The 13,963-nt window shown below is 70.9% G+C and carries 13 protein-coding genes and 1 pseudogene; 6 read left to right on the plus strand and 8 right to left on the minus strand.

Annotated features, from left to right (window positions below):
• The first annotated feature begins 54 nt into the window (after positions 1-54).
• Positions 55-1,587: an acyl-CoA carboxylase subunit beta gene (locus ACTJK8_RS10150; RefSeq protein ID WP_012319788.1), complete on the plus strand. Its 1,533-nt coding sequence runs from the start codon at positions 55-57 to the stop codon at positions 1,585-1,587.
• A gap of 36 nt (positions 1,588-1,623) precedes the next feature.
• Here the strand turns inward: ACTJK8_RS10150 and ACTJK8_RS10155 are convergent, their stop codons facing one another.
• The 3 genes from ACTJK8_RS10155 to ACTJK8_RS10165 all read right to left on the minus strand — a co-directional run bounded on the left by ACTJK8_RS10155 (position 1,624) and on the right by ACTJK8_RS10165 (position 3,827).
• Complete coding sequence (locus ACTJK8_RS10155) at positions 1,624-2,085, minus strand: hypothetical protein (RefSeq protein WP_024829685.1); 462 nt, start codon at positions 2,083-2,085, stop codon at positions 1,624-1,626.
• Between the two features lie 77 nt (positions 2,086-2,162).
• Positions 2,163-2,717: a TerB family tellurite resistance protein gene (locus ACTJK8_RS10160; RefSeq protein ID WP_024829684.1), complete on the minus strand. Its 555-nt coding sequence runs from the start codon at positions 2,715-2,717 to the stop codon at positions 2,163-2,165.
• Positions 2,718-2,906: 189 nt separating this feature from the next.
• Positions 2,907-3,827 (minus strand): metallophosphoesterase, encoded by a 921-nt coding sequence (locus tag ACTJK8_RS10165; protein ID WP_024829683.1) that lies wholly within the window; start codon positions 3,825-3,827, stop codon positions 2,907-2,909.
• A 184-nt stretch (positions 3,828-4,011) separates the two neighbouring features.
• On the opposite strand from ACTJK8_RS10165, the gene hemC reads away from it, so the two are divergent.
• Both hemC and ACTJK8_RS10175 read left to right on the plus strand, forming a co-directional pair.
• Positions 4,012-4,935: a hydroxymethylbilane synthase gene (gene hemC, locus ACTJK8_RS10170; protein WP_059408861.1), complete on the plus strand. Its 924-nt coding sequence runs from the start codon at positions 4,012-4,014 to the stop codon at positions 4,933-4,935.
• Between the two features lie 10 nt (positions 4,936-4,945).
• Positions 4,946-5,818: a PhzF family phenazine biosynthesis protein gene (locus ACTJK8_RS10175; RefSeq protein ID WP_012319793.1), complete on the plus strand. Its 873-nt coding sequence runs from the start codon at positions 4,946-4,948 to the stop codon at positions 5,816-5,818.
• 145 nt (positions 5,819-5,963) lie between these two features.
• Here ACTJK8_RS10175 and ACTJK8_RS10180 read toward each other — a convergent pair whose 3' ends face one another.
• From ACTJK8_RS10180 to ACTJK8_RS10195, 4 genes are all read right to left on the minus strand, one after another.
• Positions 5,964-6,224 (minus strand): hypothetical protein, encoded by a 261-nt coding sequence (locus tag ACTJK8_RS10180; protein ID WP_070999733.1) that lies wholly within the window; start codon positions 6,222-6,224, stop codon positions 5,964-5,966.
• 22 nt (positions 6,225-6,246) lie between these two features.
• On the minus strand, positions 6,247-7,317 hold the full coding sequence (locus ACTJK8_RS10185) for a phytoene/squalene synthase family protein (protein WP_053622167.1): 1,071 nt from the start codon (positions 7,315-7,317) through the stop codon (positions 6,247-6,249).
• Positions 7,298-8,821, minus strand: a complete 1,524-nt coding sequence (locus tag ACTJK8_RS10190; RefSeq protein ID WP_440761863.1) for a phytoene desaturase — start codon at positions 8,819-8,821, stop codon at positions 7,298-7,300. The genes ACTJK8_RS10185 and ACTJK8_RS10190 overlap by 20 nt, the downstream gene beginning before the upstream one ends.
• Positions 8,822-8,895: 74 nt before the next feature.
• Positions 8,896-10,380: a hypothetical protein gene (locus ACTJK8_RS10195; protein ID WP_440761864.1), complete on the minus strand. Its 1,485-nt coding sequence runs from the start codon at positions 10,378-10,380 to the stop codon at positions 8,896-8,898.
• A gap of 320 nt (positions 10,381-10,700) precedes the next feature.
• Between ACTJK8_RS10195 and fcl the strand changes: the two genes are divergently transcribed.
• From fcl to ACTJK8_RS10210, 3 genes are all read left to right on the plus strand, one after another.
• A complete protein-coding gene (gene fcl, locus ACTJK8_RS10200) occupies positions 10,701-11,672 on the plus strand; it encodes a GDP-L-fucose synthase (protein WP_116655615.1) in 972 nt (323 codons plus the stop codon).
• 77 nt (positions 11,673-11,749) lie between these two features.
• Entirely contained in the window at positions 11,750-12,772 is a 1,023-nt protein-coding gene (locus tag ACTJK8_RS10205) for an SGNH/GDSL hydrolase family protein (protein WP_440761865.1), read from the plus strand.
• Positions 12,773-12,775: 3 nt separating this feature from the next.
• Positions 12,776-13,468 carry a GDSL-type esterase/lipase family protein gene (locus ACTJK8_RS10210; protein ID WP_440761866.1) on the plus strand — a complete coding sequence of 231 codons (693 nt, stop codon included), beginning with the start codon at positions 12,776-12,778 and terminating at the stop codon, positions 13,466-13,468.
• Here the strand turns inward: ACTJK8_RS10210 and ACTJK8_RS10215 are convergent.
• Positions 13,469-13,963 (minus strand): annotated as a pseudogene (locus ACTJK8_RS10215) (dihydroxy-acid dehydratase); the annotation flags it as partial.

Raw genomic sequence — 13,963 nt, forward strand, 5'->3', positions numbered from 1 at the left:
GACCCGGCCCGATCCGGGTCGCAGGCCACGGGCAGGGGAAGGGCGGGAACAGCCATGAAGGATATCCTCGACAAGCTCGAAGAGCGTCGGGCGCAGGCCCGGCTCGGCGGCGGAGAGAAGCGCGTCGAGGCGCAGCACAAGCGCGGCAAGCTGACGGCGCGCGAGCGGATCGAACTCCTCCTCGACCACGGGTCGTTCGAAGAGTTCGACATGTTCGTGCAGCATCGCTCCACCGATTTCGGCATGGAGAAGCAGAAGATCCCGGGTGACGGCGTCGTCACCGGCTGGGGCACGATCAACGGCCGCACGGTCTTCCTCTTCTCGAAGGACTTCACGGTGTTCGGCGGCTCCCTCTCGGAGGCGCATGCCCAGAAGATCGTGAAGGTGCAGGACATGGCGCTGAAGATGCGCGCCCCGATCATCGGCATCTTCGATGCCGGCGGCGCGCGCATCCAGGAAGGCGTCGCGGCGCTCGGCGGCTACGGCGAGGTGTTCCGCCGCAACGTCATGGCCTCGGGCGTCATCCCGCAGATCTCGGTGATCATGGGGCCGTGCGCGGGCGGCGACGTCTACTCGCCGGCCATGACCGACTTCATCTTCATGGTCCGCGACACGAGCTACATGTTCGTGACCGGCCCTGACGTGGTGAAGACCGTCACCAACGAGGTCGTGACCGCCGAGGAACTCGGCGGTGCCAAGGTTCACACGACCAAGTCGTCGATCGCGGACGGGTCCTTCGAGAACGATGTCGAGGCGATCCTGCAGATCCGTCGCCTCCTCGACTTCCTGCCGGCCAACAACATCGACGGCGTGCCGGAGCTGGAGAGCTTTGACGACGTCAGCCGGATCGACGCGTCCCTCGACACGCTGATCCCGGACAACCCGAACAAGCCCTACGACATGGGCGAGCTGATCCGCCGCGTCGTGGACGAGGGTGACTTTTTCGAGATCCAGTCCGCCTACGCGCGCAACATCATCACCGGGTTCGGCCGGATCGAGGGCCGCACGGTCGGCTTCGTGGCCAACCAGCCGCTGGTGCTCGCGGGCGTGCTCGATTCGGACGCCTCGCGGAAGGCCGCGCGCTTCGTGCGCTACTGCGACGCCTTCGGCATCCCGATCGTCACCTTCGTGGACGTGCCGGGCTTCCTGCCGGGCACGGCGCAGGAGTACGGCGGCCTGATCAAGCACGGCGCCAAGCTGCTCTTCGCCTACTCGCAGGCGACGGTGCCGCTGGTCACCATCATCACCCGCAAGGCCTTCGGCGGCGCCTACGACGTCATGGCGTCGAAGCACGTCGGCGCGGACGTGAACTACGCGTGGCCGACGGCGCAGATCGCCGTGATGGGCGCGAAGGGCGCGGTCGAGATCATCTTCCGGAGCGAGATCGGTGATCCGGAGAAGATCGCGGCGCGCACCGGCGAGTACGAGGACCGGTTCCTCTCACCCTTCGTCGCGGCCGAGCGCGGCTATATCGACGAGGTGATCATGCCGCACTCGACCCGTCGCCGGATCGCCAAGGCCCTCGGCATGCTCCGCACCAAGAAGATGGAGCAGCCCTGGAAGAAGCACGACAACATCCCGCTCTGAGGCGGGTGCCCGGGCCGGCGGCTGTGGCCGCCGGCCTCAGCTCCGGTTGCTGTTCTCGATCACCGCGCACAGCGTCAGCGGACCCTTGTCGGGCGAGACCATCGCCGAACAGGTGACCCGGGCACCGCCGAGGTCGACGTTGCTGTGCCGGAGCTTCGTGGCCGTCGCCTGGGCACGATGCGCCGCCTCGGTGATCACGGCGGCGTCGATGCCAGTCACCGCGTGCCCGGCGTGCCCGAACAGGTCGTAGTAGCGGTCCGGCGGGTTGGCGCCGCGAAACTGCGCGCCCACCGAGGACAGGTCCGGCCCGCCACAGGCCAGCGTCAGGGTCATGTCCGGACCGGCGGTGAAGCTGGCATAATCGCTCCGGCGCTCGGCCGTCTTGGCCTCCGTCTCGGCCGTGACCTTGTCGACCAGCGCGTCGCAGGATTGTGCCCGAGCGGCGCCGGCGCCGGCCGAGAGGGCGGTGAAGACGATGAGAGGCAGGAGCGCGCGCATGCCCGCGAGGTAGCGCGGCGATCCGGAAAGGCGAGCGGCGCGGCCTTCCGGCGCGCCTGGCCCCGCTCCGATCCGGATCAGGCGGATTCGCCCCGCCTCTGGACCAGGACGGGTCCCTCTCCGACGAGGAGGCGCCGCTTGAGGCGGGCGATGCCCTCGCGCTGCAACTCGCTGGGCGGGGAATGCGCGCCGGCCACCTGGGTCAGCATCGCGATCAGCTCGCCCCGCTCGGCCGGCGTCAGCGCGTCGCGCAGCAGCGGCGCCAGGGTGTCGGCGACCTGCGAGAACGGTAGCCGCGCCTGCGTATAGCCCCAGGCCCGCTCGAAGGTCGCGGAGATCCGATCCACCGCCAGCGGCGTCTCCATGTATTCGAGGATCCGTGTCTTCTCGCTGGCGGTCAGGGGGCTGCCCGTTCGGACCAGCTGGATCATCAGGATGACCGCCGCCAGGCGCGGGTCGCGGACGCGCTGCAACGGCGTCCCCACGAGGTTCTCGAAGGTCGAGACAGCGCGGCGCTGGAGGCCCTTCGTGTCCCGGTTGACCTCCTGCAGGCCCTTCACGGTCCCGTGCGTCCGCAAGATCCAGAACAGTCCCGCAACGATGATCCCGATGAGGCCGAGCAGGATCGGCATGGGCGTCCCCAGATCGAATCGACGCGGGACGGTCTCACGGGCATCTCGGCGTGTCAAACCGGCGCCAATGACTGACGATTATAGGAGTGCATCGCGGATACGCGGACGCAGGACAGGAATTCATCGCGTGCGACCGAGATGTACTTCACTGATACATGGGTCAGCAGTGAAATTCGGCGCGCCCGCCGCTCAGCTGGCCGCCGCGGACGTGTCAGCCTTGCCGAGTTCGAGGAGAACGATCTCCGGCGGAACGCCCATCCGGACGGGGATGCGGCTCATCCCGAAGCCGCCCGAGACGATCATGTGGCGGCCGTCCTGGACGACGTGGCCGTAGGAATAGTCGTGCCCGCGCACCTTGCGGATGGCGGGCGCGTGGCCGAACAGGCGGACCTGGCCGCCGTGAGTGTGGCCGGCGAGGGTCAGCGACACGCGGTCGGGCACCGAGACGAAGATGTCGGGCTCGTGGGCCATCAGGATCACGGGCGCCGAGTCCGTGACCGCCTGCAAGGTTCGCGGCAGGTCCGCGAGGCTGAAGGTGCTCCACGCGTTCAAGAACGGCTGCTGGTCGCCGAGCCCGGCCAGCCAGAACGGCCGCCCGTCCTTCACGAGGCGCACGGCCTGATTCTCCAGCACCGGAATGCCCTGCGCCTCCAGCAGGCGCCGGACCGCCGGCACGCCGCGGCCGGCCCGCTGGACCGCGTGGTCGTCCCACCAATCGTGGTTGCCGAGGATCGCGTGCGTGCCGAGGGGCGCCTTGAGCTCGGTCATCATCCGGGCGAACTGATCGAGCGGCAGCTTGCGCCACGCGATGCGCCCGGCCGGGTAGTCGCCGAGCAGCAGGACCAGATCCGGCTCGAGGGCGTTGGTGGCCGCGACGATCTCCGCCACCCGGTCGAACGGCATGTACGGCTCGCAGATGTGGAAATCCGCCAGCACCGCCACCCGCAGGCGCAGCGCCGGATCCCAGCGCGGCAGGGTCGGCGCGTAGGACGTCACCACCAGCCGGTGCAGCGGCTCGACGTCGAAGGCGTAGACGCCCGTCGCGGCGGTCAGGCCGGCCCCCACGCCGAGCCCGCCCAGGAACTGCCGTCGGCTCGGCATGATCAGCATCGCGATACGACCTGTTGACTCGATAACCCGCCGTGTCCCGCTAGGCGCGCAGTCCGGCGAAAGCGGGGCGCGACCGACTCAACGGCCGCAGGACCCTGGCCCGAAACCGGTTGACGGAATGTGGCCTGCCGCCGCGCTCGGTCTATAAGGCGGTGTCCCGTCCAGCGAAGTGATCCGGAACCAGATGTTGAACCGCCCCCTGCGCATCGGCACCCGCGGCTCTCCGATGGCGCTCGCGCAGACCGGGATGGTGCGTGACCGGATCGTGGCGGCCAATCCGGGCTTGGAGACCGAGCTGGTGGTCGTGACCACCGTGGCCGACAAGATCCTGGACCGGCCCCTGTCCGAGATCGGCGGCAAGGGCCTGTTCACCAAGGAGTTGGAGCAGGCCCTGTTCGCCGGCGAGGTCGACGTCGCCGTGCATTCCATGAAGGACGTGGAGACCTGGCTCCCCGACGGCCTCACCATCGCCTGCATCCTCGAGCGCGACGACCCGCGGGACGCGTTCCTGTCGCCGCACGCCGATGGTCTGGCGGGGCTGGCGCCGGGCGCGCGGGTCGGGACCTCGTCGCTCCGCCGCGGCGCGCAGGTCCTGATGCGGCGGCCCGATCTCCGGGTCGTGCCGCTGCGGGGCAACGCCAACACGCGGATGCGCAAGCTCGAGGCCGGTGAGTGCGACGCGACGCTCCTCGCCCTGGCGGGCCTGCAGCGCCTCGGCCTGGAAAGCATGGCGCGCAGCGTCCTCTCGGTCGAGGAGATGCTGCCGGCCGTGGCGCAGGGTGCCCTGGGGATCGAGTGTCGCGCGGACGACGCGGTGATCCGCGACCTCCTGGTGCCGATCGCGTGCGAGCGGACCACCGTCGCGGTCTCGGCCGAGCGGGCGCTGCTCGCGGAACTTGACGGGTCCTGCCGGACCCCCATCGCGGCCCTCGCGCAGATCGACGGGGATAGCCTGCGGATCGACGGGCTTCTGTTCCTGCCCGACGGCAGCCGCCACTGGGCCGCGTCCCGGCAGGGGCTCGTCGCGGAGGCAGAGCGCATCGGCCGCGAGGCGGGGGCCGCGCTCAAGGCGGCGGCCGGCGACACCTACACCCGCCACCTCCAGTGAGATCCGGCCGATGCCGCCCGTGACCCTGGTCGACGTCTTCACGCACGCGGGCGCGGGCGGCAATCCCTGCCCCGTCGTGACCGACGCGCGGGACCTCGACGCGTCCGCCATGCGCGACGTCGCGCGGCGCTACGGCCACGAATCGGGCTTCGCGCTGCCGGCGGAGGATGCCGCCCATGATCTGCGCCTGCGCTTCTTCGTGCCGAACCACGAGATGGAGATGTGTGCCCACGCCACCATCGGCGTCCTGTGGGTGCTCGCTCGCGAGGGGCGGCTTCCGGAAGCGTCGGTCCGGATCGCGACCGGCAGCGGCTCCGTGACGGGATTCGTGAGCTCGCGCGGCGCGGATGTCTGGAGCGTCGCGATCACGCAGCCGGTCGGCCGCGTGCGGCCGCTGACGGACGAGCAGAGCGCCGACGTCCAGGCGGCGCTCGGGTCCGGGCGGGACGCCCTCGCCGCGCGGCCGGTCCACAACGCCGTGACCTCGCGGGTCAAGACGCTCGTGCCGATGCGCGATGCGGCCGCACTCAACGCCCTCGCGCCCGCGAGCGACGCCGTCGAGGCCGCCTGCGCGCGGATCGGCTCGACCGGGCTGTATCCCTACGCCGTGCTCGACGGGCCGGCCCGGCTGTTCGAGGCGCGGCAATTCCCCCGCGCGTCCGGCTATCCCGAGGATGCCGCCACGGGCATCGCCGCCGCGGCCCTGGCCTTCGGGCTGCTGCAGGACGGCCTCATCGAGCCGGACGACCGTCCGATCCGGATCCTGCAGGGCCGGGTCATGGGCCGCCTGTCCGAGATCCGGGTGCGGCTCGGCTTCGCGAACGGGCGCCCGGTCGGGTGTCTGCTGGAGGGCGACGTCGCTCTCGACAGGTCCGGCCACTAGGACGGGGACGACCCGCGCCCGTCTACGGAAGGTCGGAGGGCTCGACGACGTAGCACATCATCGACGTCCGCGAGGCGGCGACGCCGCCGGACGTGAGCCGGCGCAACATCATCAACGTCGAGGCGCCCTGGGCCTCGTGGAAGGCCTAATCCGCCTGTGCCTGGCGCGGTATCCGGCCGGAAAGGGCGAGATCGCGGTGGATGAGCGCGGCCGGATCGCGGGGAGGTTTGCGTCGAGCCGTCACACCTTGGAGGGGCCGGCGTCCGTCGCGGTCGATTCGATCCGCTTCGCCGTCCAGATCGCGGCGGATGCTGGAGCGGACCGCGATTTGCTGCCGGACCCCGACGCCCAGTGCGGGGGCGAAGACGAGGCCGATATCGTGGGCGGCGAACGCTCGGTCGCTCACCCGGGAGCCTCCGCCGCGCCGATCAGGACGATGCGGAGCGGCCGAACGCCTCGCGCTCGCGCATCCGCTCGATCAGGTCGAGGACGTGCACGACCCGGCCGCTGACGTCGTACCAGGGCCGCAGCGGCGGTCGCCCGCGCATCGGCAGGAACGGCTGGGCCGTTACCGCCTCGATCAGGAACGCCGTTTCGGGAAGCGGCGGCGCGCCGAGGCCGGCCGCGTCCGCGGGCGTGCGGAGCGCGCGGGCGATCAGCGCGAGCTTCCGCCCCGTCGTGACGCGGGCGCGGTGGCGAACCGAATCGTAGCCTTGCGCCGCCACGACCTTGCCGATCTCGGCATAGATCAGCCCCGCCGCCCGGATCGAGGGCCGGCAGCCGCGGGGCAGCACCGCGATCCCGGCCTCCGCGCGGGCGTAGAGGTTGTCCGCCTCGGCGAGAAGACGGGCCACGGTTCCGGCCAGCGCCGGGCTCGGCCGCGGATCGGCGAGGAAGGCGTCCGGATCGAGTCCGGCCTCCCGCATCCAGTCCAGCGGCAGGTAGAGGCGGCCCATCCGCGCGTCCTCGCCGACGTCGCGCGCGATGTTGGTGAGCTGCATCGCTGCGCCCAGATCGCAGGCGCGGGCGAGCGCGTCGGGATCGCGGGTACCCATGATCAGGGCCATCATCGCCCCGACAGAGCCCGCCACCCGGGCGGCGTAAGCGTGGAGCGCCCCGATATCGGCGTAGCGCCGGCCCTCGGCATCCCACGCGAAGCCTTCGATCAGCGCGCGCGGAAGCGCCTCCGGGATCGCGTGGGCCGTGACGATCTCCGCGAAGGCGCGGTCAGCCGGGGCGTCGGCGGGGCGGCCGGCATAGGCTTGGCCGATCCTGCTCTCGAGCCGCGCGACGGCGCTGCGCCTCTCGGCCGGGCTCGCCGCATCGTCGACGAGGTCGTCCGACAGCCGGCAGAAGGCGTAGAGGCCGTAGGCCGCCTCGCGCATATCCGCCGGCAGCAATCGGCCGGCCGCGAAGAAGCTCTTCGAGCCGGCCCGGATCGCCATCCGGCAGGCGGTCCGGTCGGCTGCGGCGGCGAATTCAGGCGGTAACGCGGGCATCGGGGACCACGCTGTCGAGGATGCGGGCGGAGGAGAGCACCCCGGGGAGGCCCGCACCCGGATGCGTGCCGGCCCCGACGAGGTAGAGATTGCGGACCGCGCTCGACCGGTTGTGCGGACGGAACCAGGCCGATTGCGTCAGCACCGGCTCCAGGCCGAAGCCCGATCCGCGGTAGCTCAGGAAGTCGTCCTGGAAATCCAGCGGCGTCGTCACCTTCGAGGTCACGATGGCCTCCGACAGGCCGGGCATCACGCTCGCCTCCAGCATCGCGGCGATCCGGCGCCGATACGGTTCGTCGAGGGTCTGCCAATCCTGGCCGCCGGCGAGGTTGGGAACCGGGGCCAGCACGTAGAAGGCGTCGCATCCCGGCGGGGCGAGGCTCGGATCGGTCGCGGTCGGCCGGTGCAGGTACAGGCTCGCATCCTCGGCCAGCACCTTGCGATCGAAGATGTCCGCGAGCAGGCCGCGGTATCGCGGCCCGAGCAGGATCGTGTGGTGATCCACCTCCGGGTAGCGCCGCGCGGTGCCGAAGTACCAGACGAACAGCCCCATCGACGAGCGGGCGCGCTGGAACCGCCCCGGGCTCCAGCGCTGCGCCTCCGGCAGCAGACGCGCGTGCGTCACGGCCGAGTCGGCGTTGGACACCACCACGTCGGCGGCGATCGTCTCGCCGCTCGTCAGGTCCACGCCCGTCGCCGCCCCCTCCTCCACCCGGATGCGCGCGACCTCGACGCCGAGGCGCAGGCGACCGCCCTGCGACCGGATCAGCCGCACCAGACCGTCGACCAGCTGGCCGGTACCGCCCATGGCGAAGTGGACGCCCCAGCGCCGCTCGAGGTCGGCGATCAGGCAGTAGATGGCGCTGGCCCGGAACGGGTTTCCCCCGATCAGGAGCGGATGGAAGCTGAACACCGTCCGCAGCCGCTCGTCGCGGATGAAGCGCGCCACCACGTCGTGTACCGAGCGGTGGCCCGAGAGGCGGAGCAGGTCCGGCGCGATCTTCAGCATCGCGCCGACGCTGCCGAAGGGCACGTGACCGAGCTGCTCGAACCCGATCCGGCACACGGCGCGGCTGTGCGCCATGAAGCGCTCGTAGCCCGCGACATCGTCGGGCGCGAAGCGCGCCACCTCGGCGCGCATCCGGTCCACGTCGCCGCTGTAGGCGAAGGACGTCCCGTCGGCGAAGCGGATCCGGTAGAACGGATCCATCGGAACTAGCGTCACGTCGTCGGCGAGCCTGCGACCGGCGAGATGCCAGAGTTCCTCGAACAGCTGCGGCGCGGTGACGATGGTCGGACCGGCGTCGAAGGTGAAGCCGTCCTGCCGGTGGACGCGGGCGCGTCCCCCCGGCTGCGCGAGGCGCTCGAGCACGGTCACGCGGTAGCCGCGGGCGCCCAGCCGGACCGCCGCGGCGAGACCGCCGAAGCCCGAGCCGACCACGACGGCGTGCGGGCGCCGATCGATCTCTTGCGCAACCCGGTGGTCGACCGCGAGTGTCAGCATCGGTTGACACTATCGCGGTCCTTTCCCGGCGCGCAAGGCCGGAAACGTGCGCGACCTATCTGTGCGCAGACCGTTCAGAACTCGCCCGCGAGACCGGCGCGAACGCCGACAGCGTTGTCGCCGCCGTAGGCCACGCCCGCGGTCACGGCGATCGGGACGCAGCAGGTCGGCAACCGGTGCGCCACCGCGAGGCCACCGGCCCATTCGCCCCGGTAGGTCGCGCCGTTGGTGGCCCATGTCGTCTTGCCGGGCGCCGACGGCATGGGTGCGGTCGCCATCGCGATCGCCATGGCGACGCCCTGCCGGGCCTCCTTGCGGGTCTGGATCGCGTAGCGCTGGACCGAGTCGGTCTTGGCTTCCAGGTTGTTGACCTGCGCCTGCACCGAGTCGATCCGGTTGCCGAGGCCGGCGATCGTCGAGGGTCCGTAGGCCGAGGCCGCGAGGTTGCCGTTCGCGTCCGTGGTCACGAAGGCCGTCGCTCCGCTCTGCGCGGCGGCGCTCGCCTGCGAGGCAATGCCGGCCAGCCTGTAGGTGTTGGCGGAATTGCCGATCGCCACTTGATTGGCCTGGGTCGTCTTCACGTTGGCGCCGATGGCGATCGTGTTGGCCTGATTGGCGGCCGCCCCGTTGCCGAGCGCCACGCTGTTGTTGCCGGCCGCCGAGGCGGCCGCACCGACGGCGGTCGAGCCGGTTCCGGTCGCGCCGGCGACGAAGCCCAGGGCGGTGCTCCCGGCCCCGGACGCCGCGGACGCCGTGCCGATCGCCGTTCCGCCGAGCCCCTGGGCGCTCGCCGCGTAGCCGAGGGCGACGCTGCCGGTGTTGGCCGCGCTGGCGCCCGTGCCGACGGCGGTCGAGGCGGTCCCGGCCGCGCTCGAGCCGTAGCCCACGGCCAGCGCGTCGCTGCCGACGGCGATCGGCGCGGCCTGGTTGCTGGTGTTGTTGGCGGCGACACCCGTGACGCTGGTGAGCTGCGAGAGCCTCAGCTCGTTGATGACAGTCTGACCTTGGGACTGCGTCACGTTGCCGGTGATGATGTAGATGCCCTGATTGGAGCCGCCTCCGGTTCCCCCACCACCGGTTCCGCCTCCGCCAGTCCCACCACCGCCTCCGGGAGTCCCACCACCGCCGCCGCAGGTGCCGCAGCCTCCGGTCCCGGTCCCGCCCGCGGTTCCCAGAGTGAGCCCGGTGCCGAGCAGCCCATCTCCCGGACCGGTCGTGCCGACGAGCACGCCGGTCCCGAGCACGCCCCCGCCGGTGGTCCCGACGTTGAGCCCCGTTCCGAGTACTCCGCTTCCGGGAGCGGTGGTGCCCACCGTCACGCCGGTGCCGAGAACACTGCCGCCGGTCGTGGTCCCGACATTGAGGCCAGTCCCGAGGACCCCGCTACCGGGGCTGCTCGTGCCGATGGTCAGCCCGGTGCCGAGGATGCCATTCGTGGTTGTATCGAGCGTGCCGCGGAGGAGCTGTGCCCGGGCGGGCGTCGCCAGGGCGGTGCAGAGGAGGAGGCCGGTTGCGATCGGGATCGCGCGGGCGGCGCCCGGACGGATGGCAGAGAGCATCGCAGTCCGCGGCACAGCCGGGACGACGGTCAAGGGACGCATCTGGAACTCCATTGCTGCGCGGCCGGGGGCGTTTCCGAACCGGCCCTGCCATCCGCTGGTCGGTGAGCAGGAACGAGATGCAGCTTCTGGTAGAATGATTAACGCTAACTTTCGGTTGTATTTGGATCCGTCGTTTCCCGTACAGTGACGCTGTCCGCGAGCGCCCGCGCGGGCGCCGCGGCCCGCCTCAGAAAACGCGTGTTTGCGCGGCGATATCGCGCCGCAAAGGGGCTATAGGGGCTTGGAATTCCGAGCTTTCGGCAGGGAACGGTTGCGTGATGGACGGTCGAGGTCAGACCATTTTCGTGGCGGGCCATCGAGGGATGGTGGGCTCGGCGATCGTGCGTCGCCTGCGTGAGCTCGGTCACGAGCGGATCCTCACGGCCGACCGCCGGACCCTCGACCTCCTGGATCAGGCGGCGGTTCGGCGCTTCTTCGCCGAGAACCGCATCGATCAGGTCTACCTCGCCGCCGCCCGCGTCGGCGGCATCCACGCCAACAACACCTACCCGGCCGAGTTCATCCACGAGAACCTGCTGATCCAGTCGAACCTGATCGACGCCGCGCACACGCACGATGTCGACCGGCTGCTGTTCCTCGGCTCGTCCTGCATCTACCCGAAGCTCGCCCCGCAGCCGATGCGCGAGGACGCCCTGCTCACCGGGCTGCTCGAGCCGACCAACGAACCCTACGCGATCGCCAAGATCGCGGGGATCAAGATGTGCGAGAGCTACAATCGCCAGTACGGGCGCCGCTATCGCAGCGTCATGCCGACCAATCTCTACGGGCCGAACGACAACTTCCATCCCGAGAACGCCCACGTGCTGCCGGCGCTGATGCGCCGCTTCCACGAGGCGAAGCAGGAGGGTCTGGCGAAGGTCACGGTCTGGGGCACCGGCCGCGCCATGCGCGAGTTCCTGCACGTCGACGACATGGCGCGGGCCAGCGTCTACGTGATGGAGATGGACGACGCGGTCTACGCCGCGAACACCCGCCCCGACCTGTCGCACATCAACGTCGGGACCGGCGAGGATTGCACCATCCGTCAGCTCGCCGAGGCGCTCGCGCGGGTGATCGGCTACGCGGGCGAACTGGCGTTCGACGCGACCAAGCCGGACGGCACGCCGCGCAAGCTGATGGACGTGTCGCGGCTGCGGGCGATGGGCTGGCAACCGGAGATCGCCCTCGAGGACGGCCTGCGCCAGACCTACGGCTGGTTCCTGGAGAACCACGCGACCCTGCGGAGCTGAGCGGGCCCTCCGCCCCGCCGCTCGGTTCACCGATGATCGCACAGCCACCGGGTCCCCGCCCGGGGAGGAGACGGACCATGGCCCACCGGCCGCCCGACGACAGCGCGGACGCGCGACGGCGGAAGTTCCTGCAGAGCTTCCAGAACTTCGACGCCAACAGCCGGTTTCCCGCACCCTACGCGCATTTCGCCGGCAAGCCGCTGACGGAGGCGTCCGGTCAGGGATGGCGCTACGACGCCCTCGGGTACCGCAACGACGCGCACGCGGACGCGCGGCCGCCCTCCGAGACGCTGCGGGTCTTCGTGGTCGGCGACAGCACCCTGATCGACGGCCAGGTCTTCGCCGACACCGTGCCCGGGCGGCTGGAGACCGGGCTGAAGCAGGCGCACGGGCCGGGCGCGCGGGTGTACAATTTCGGCGCGGTCTCGGCCTGCCTGAACCAGATGATCGCCCTGATCACGACGCGGCTGATGGACCTGCAGCCCGACGTCATCCTGATCGTCGGCGGCGCGACCGACATCTTCCAGCCCTGGAGCTTCGATCCGCGGGCAGGCATCCCATACAATCACTTCGCGAACGAGAGCCTGTACGATTACTTCTTCGATCCGAGGAAGTCCGCCGACGACGCGGAGGCCCTGTCGTATGACGGCCTGCAGGCGATGATCTTCGACCGCCTCGAGAACCTGCGCGCGCTGACGAACTGGCAGTCCGACATCTGGGAATGGGAGGTGGTGCGGCAGTTCGAGCTGGCGCTGAAGCGCCTCGCGCGGCTCGCGCCGGGGATCGGCGCACCCGTGCGGTTTCTCCTGCAGCCGACGGTCGTCCGCAAGGAGACGCACGCGGCCGCGGAGGCCGGCGTCGCGTCCGGCGCGTTCCTCGCCTATCTCGACCGCCAGTACGAGCGCTTCGAGAGCGTCCTCGGGCGACTGGACGCGGCCGATCGGGTCTTCGCGGCGCGGGATCTGAGCCGGCTGTTCGAGGCCGAGACCCGTCCCCTGTTCACCGACATCGTCCACGTGACCTCGGAGGGGCGCCAGATGATGGCGGACCGCCTCCAGGCGGAGGTGATCGAGACAATCGGCATGGCGACGCCTGCCTGAGCCATGGCCGGACCGATCGTCTTCGTCGGGGACTCGATCACGGAGCTCTGGGGCTTCCATCGAGCCGGCACCTTCGAGGCTTACGACCTCATCCCCCGCGGTGGCTCCGGCCAGACGGCGCGCTGGATCACCATGCGGTTCGCCCGCGACCTCGCGGAGACCGAAGCCTGGGGCGTGCATCTCCTGTGCGGTGTCAACGATATCGGCCGCAACGAGGGCGTCTTCGTCCCGGTCGAGGAGATCTGCCGGACGCTCGCCGGCATGCTCGACGAGGCCCGCGCCCTGGGCTTGAAGGCCTGGATCGGCTCGCTGACGCCGGTGGACGGGATCCCGTGGAACCCGGAGGTGCGGGACGCACCCGCCATGATCGCGGCGGTCAACGCGTGGCTTCGCGACCATGCCCACGAGCATGGCGCGACGTTCATCGACTATCACGCCGTGCTGGCGACGGAGACCGGCGGGCTCCGGCCCGACTACGGGACGGACGGGCTTCACCTGAGCCCGGCGGGCTACGCGGCGATCGAGCCGCTGATGCTCCGAGCCCTGGGGCGGATCCCGGATGCCGGGCCCGTCCTGCCCGCGAGAGAACCGCCCGCCGAGACGACAGGGTCCCTTCGCGCGCGCCTCACCGGCCTCGCGGTGGCAGCGGCGGCGCTGCTGGCCGCCATCACCGCCCTGGTTCTCGAACTCCGCTGATCAGACCCGGCGAACCGCGCCGTGCGCCGCGCTCGTCGTGAGCAGAGCGTAGGCGCGCAGCGCCGCGCTGACCTTGCGCTTGCGCGGCTTCGCCGGCTGCCAGCCCGCAGCCTCCTGGGCGCTGCGCCGCTGATCCAGTTCCGCCTGGTCGACCTCGAGCTGGATTCGCCGGTTCGGGATGTCGATGGCGATCCGGTCGCCGTCGCGCACGAGGCCGATCAGGCCGCCCTCGGCCGCCTCGGGGGAGACGTGCCCGATGGACAGGCCCGACGACCCGCCGGAGAACCGCCCGTCGGTGACGAGGGCGCACGCCTTACCCAGCCCCTTCGATTTGAGGTAGCTCGTCGGGTAGAGCATCTCCTGCATGCCGGGGCCCCCCCGCGGTCCCTCGTAGCGGATCAGCACGACCTCGCCGGCCGTGACCTTGCCGTTGAGGATGCCGTCGACGGCCGCGTCCTGGCTCTCGAACACGCGGGCGGTGCCCGTGAAGGTCAG

It is taken from the genome of Methylobacterium sp. 22177 (genome assembly GCF_052045615.1).
Taxonomy (GTDB): domain Bacteria; phylum Pseudomonadota; class Alphaproteobacteria; order Rhizobiales; family Beijerinckiaceae; genus Methylobacterium; species Methylobacterium radiotolerans.

Bases quoted from the DNA above. Each gene is read 5' to 3' on its own strand.
- ACTJK8_RS10185 (WP_053622167.1), bottom strand. From the start codon at position 7,317: ATGCCCGCGTTACCGCCTGAATTCGCCGCCGCAGCCGACCGGACCGCC.
- ACTJK8_RS10160 (WP_024829684.1), bottom strand. From the start codon at position 2,717: ATGCCGATCCTGCTCGGCCTCATCGGGATCATCGTTGCGGGACTGTTC.
- ACTJK8_RS10205 (WP_440761865.1), top strand. From the start codon at position 11,750: ATGGCCCACCGGCCGCCCGACGACAGCGCGGACGCGCGACGGCGGAAG.
- ACTJK8_RS10155 (WP_024829685.1), bottom strand. From the start codon at position 2,085: ATGCGCGCGCTCCTGCCTCTCATCGTCTTCACCGCCCTCTCGGCCGGC.
- fcl (WP_116655615.1), top strand. From the start codon at position 10,701: ATGGACGGTCGAGGTCAGACCATTTTCGTGGCGGGCCATCGAGGGATG.
- ACTJK8_RS10150 (WP_012319788.1), top strand. From the start codon at position 55: ATGAAGGATATCCTCGACAAGCTCGAAGAGCGTCGGGCGCAGGCCCGG.
- ACTJK8_RS10175 (WP_012319793.1), top strand. From the start codon at position 4,946: ATGCCGCCCGTGACCCTGGTCGACGTCTTCACGCACGCGGGCGCGGGC.
- ACTJK8_RS10195 (WP_440761864.1), bottom strand. From the start codon at position 10,380: ATGCTCTCTGCCATCCGTCCGGGCGCCGCCCGCGCGATCCCGATCGCA.
- hemC (WP_059408861.1), top strand. From the start codon at position 4,012: ATGTTGAACCGCCCCCTGCGCATCGGCACCCGCGGCTCTCCGATGGCG.
- ACTJK8_RS10190 (WP_440761863.1), bottom strand. From the start codon at position 8,821: ATGCTGACACTCGCGGTCGACCACCGGGTTGCGCAAGAGATCGATCGG.
- ACTJK8_RS10210 (WP_440761866.1), top strand. From the start codon at position 12,776: ATGGCCGGACCGATCGTCTTCGTCGGGGACTCGATCACGGAGCTCTGG.
- ACTJK8_RS10165 (WP_024829683.1), bottom strand. From the start codon at position 3,827: ATGCTGATCATGCCGAGCCGACGGCAGTTCCTGGGCGGGCTCGGCGTG.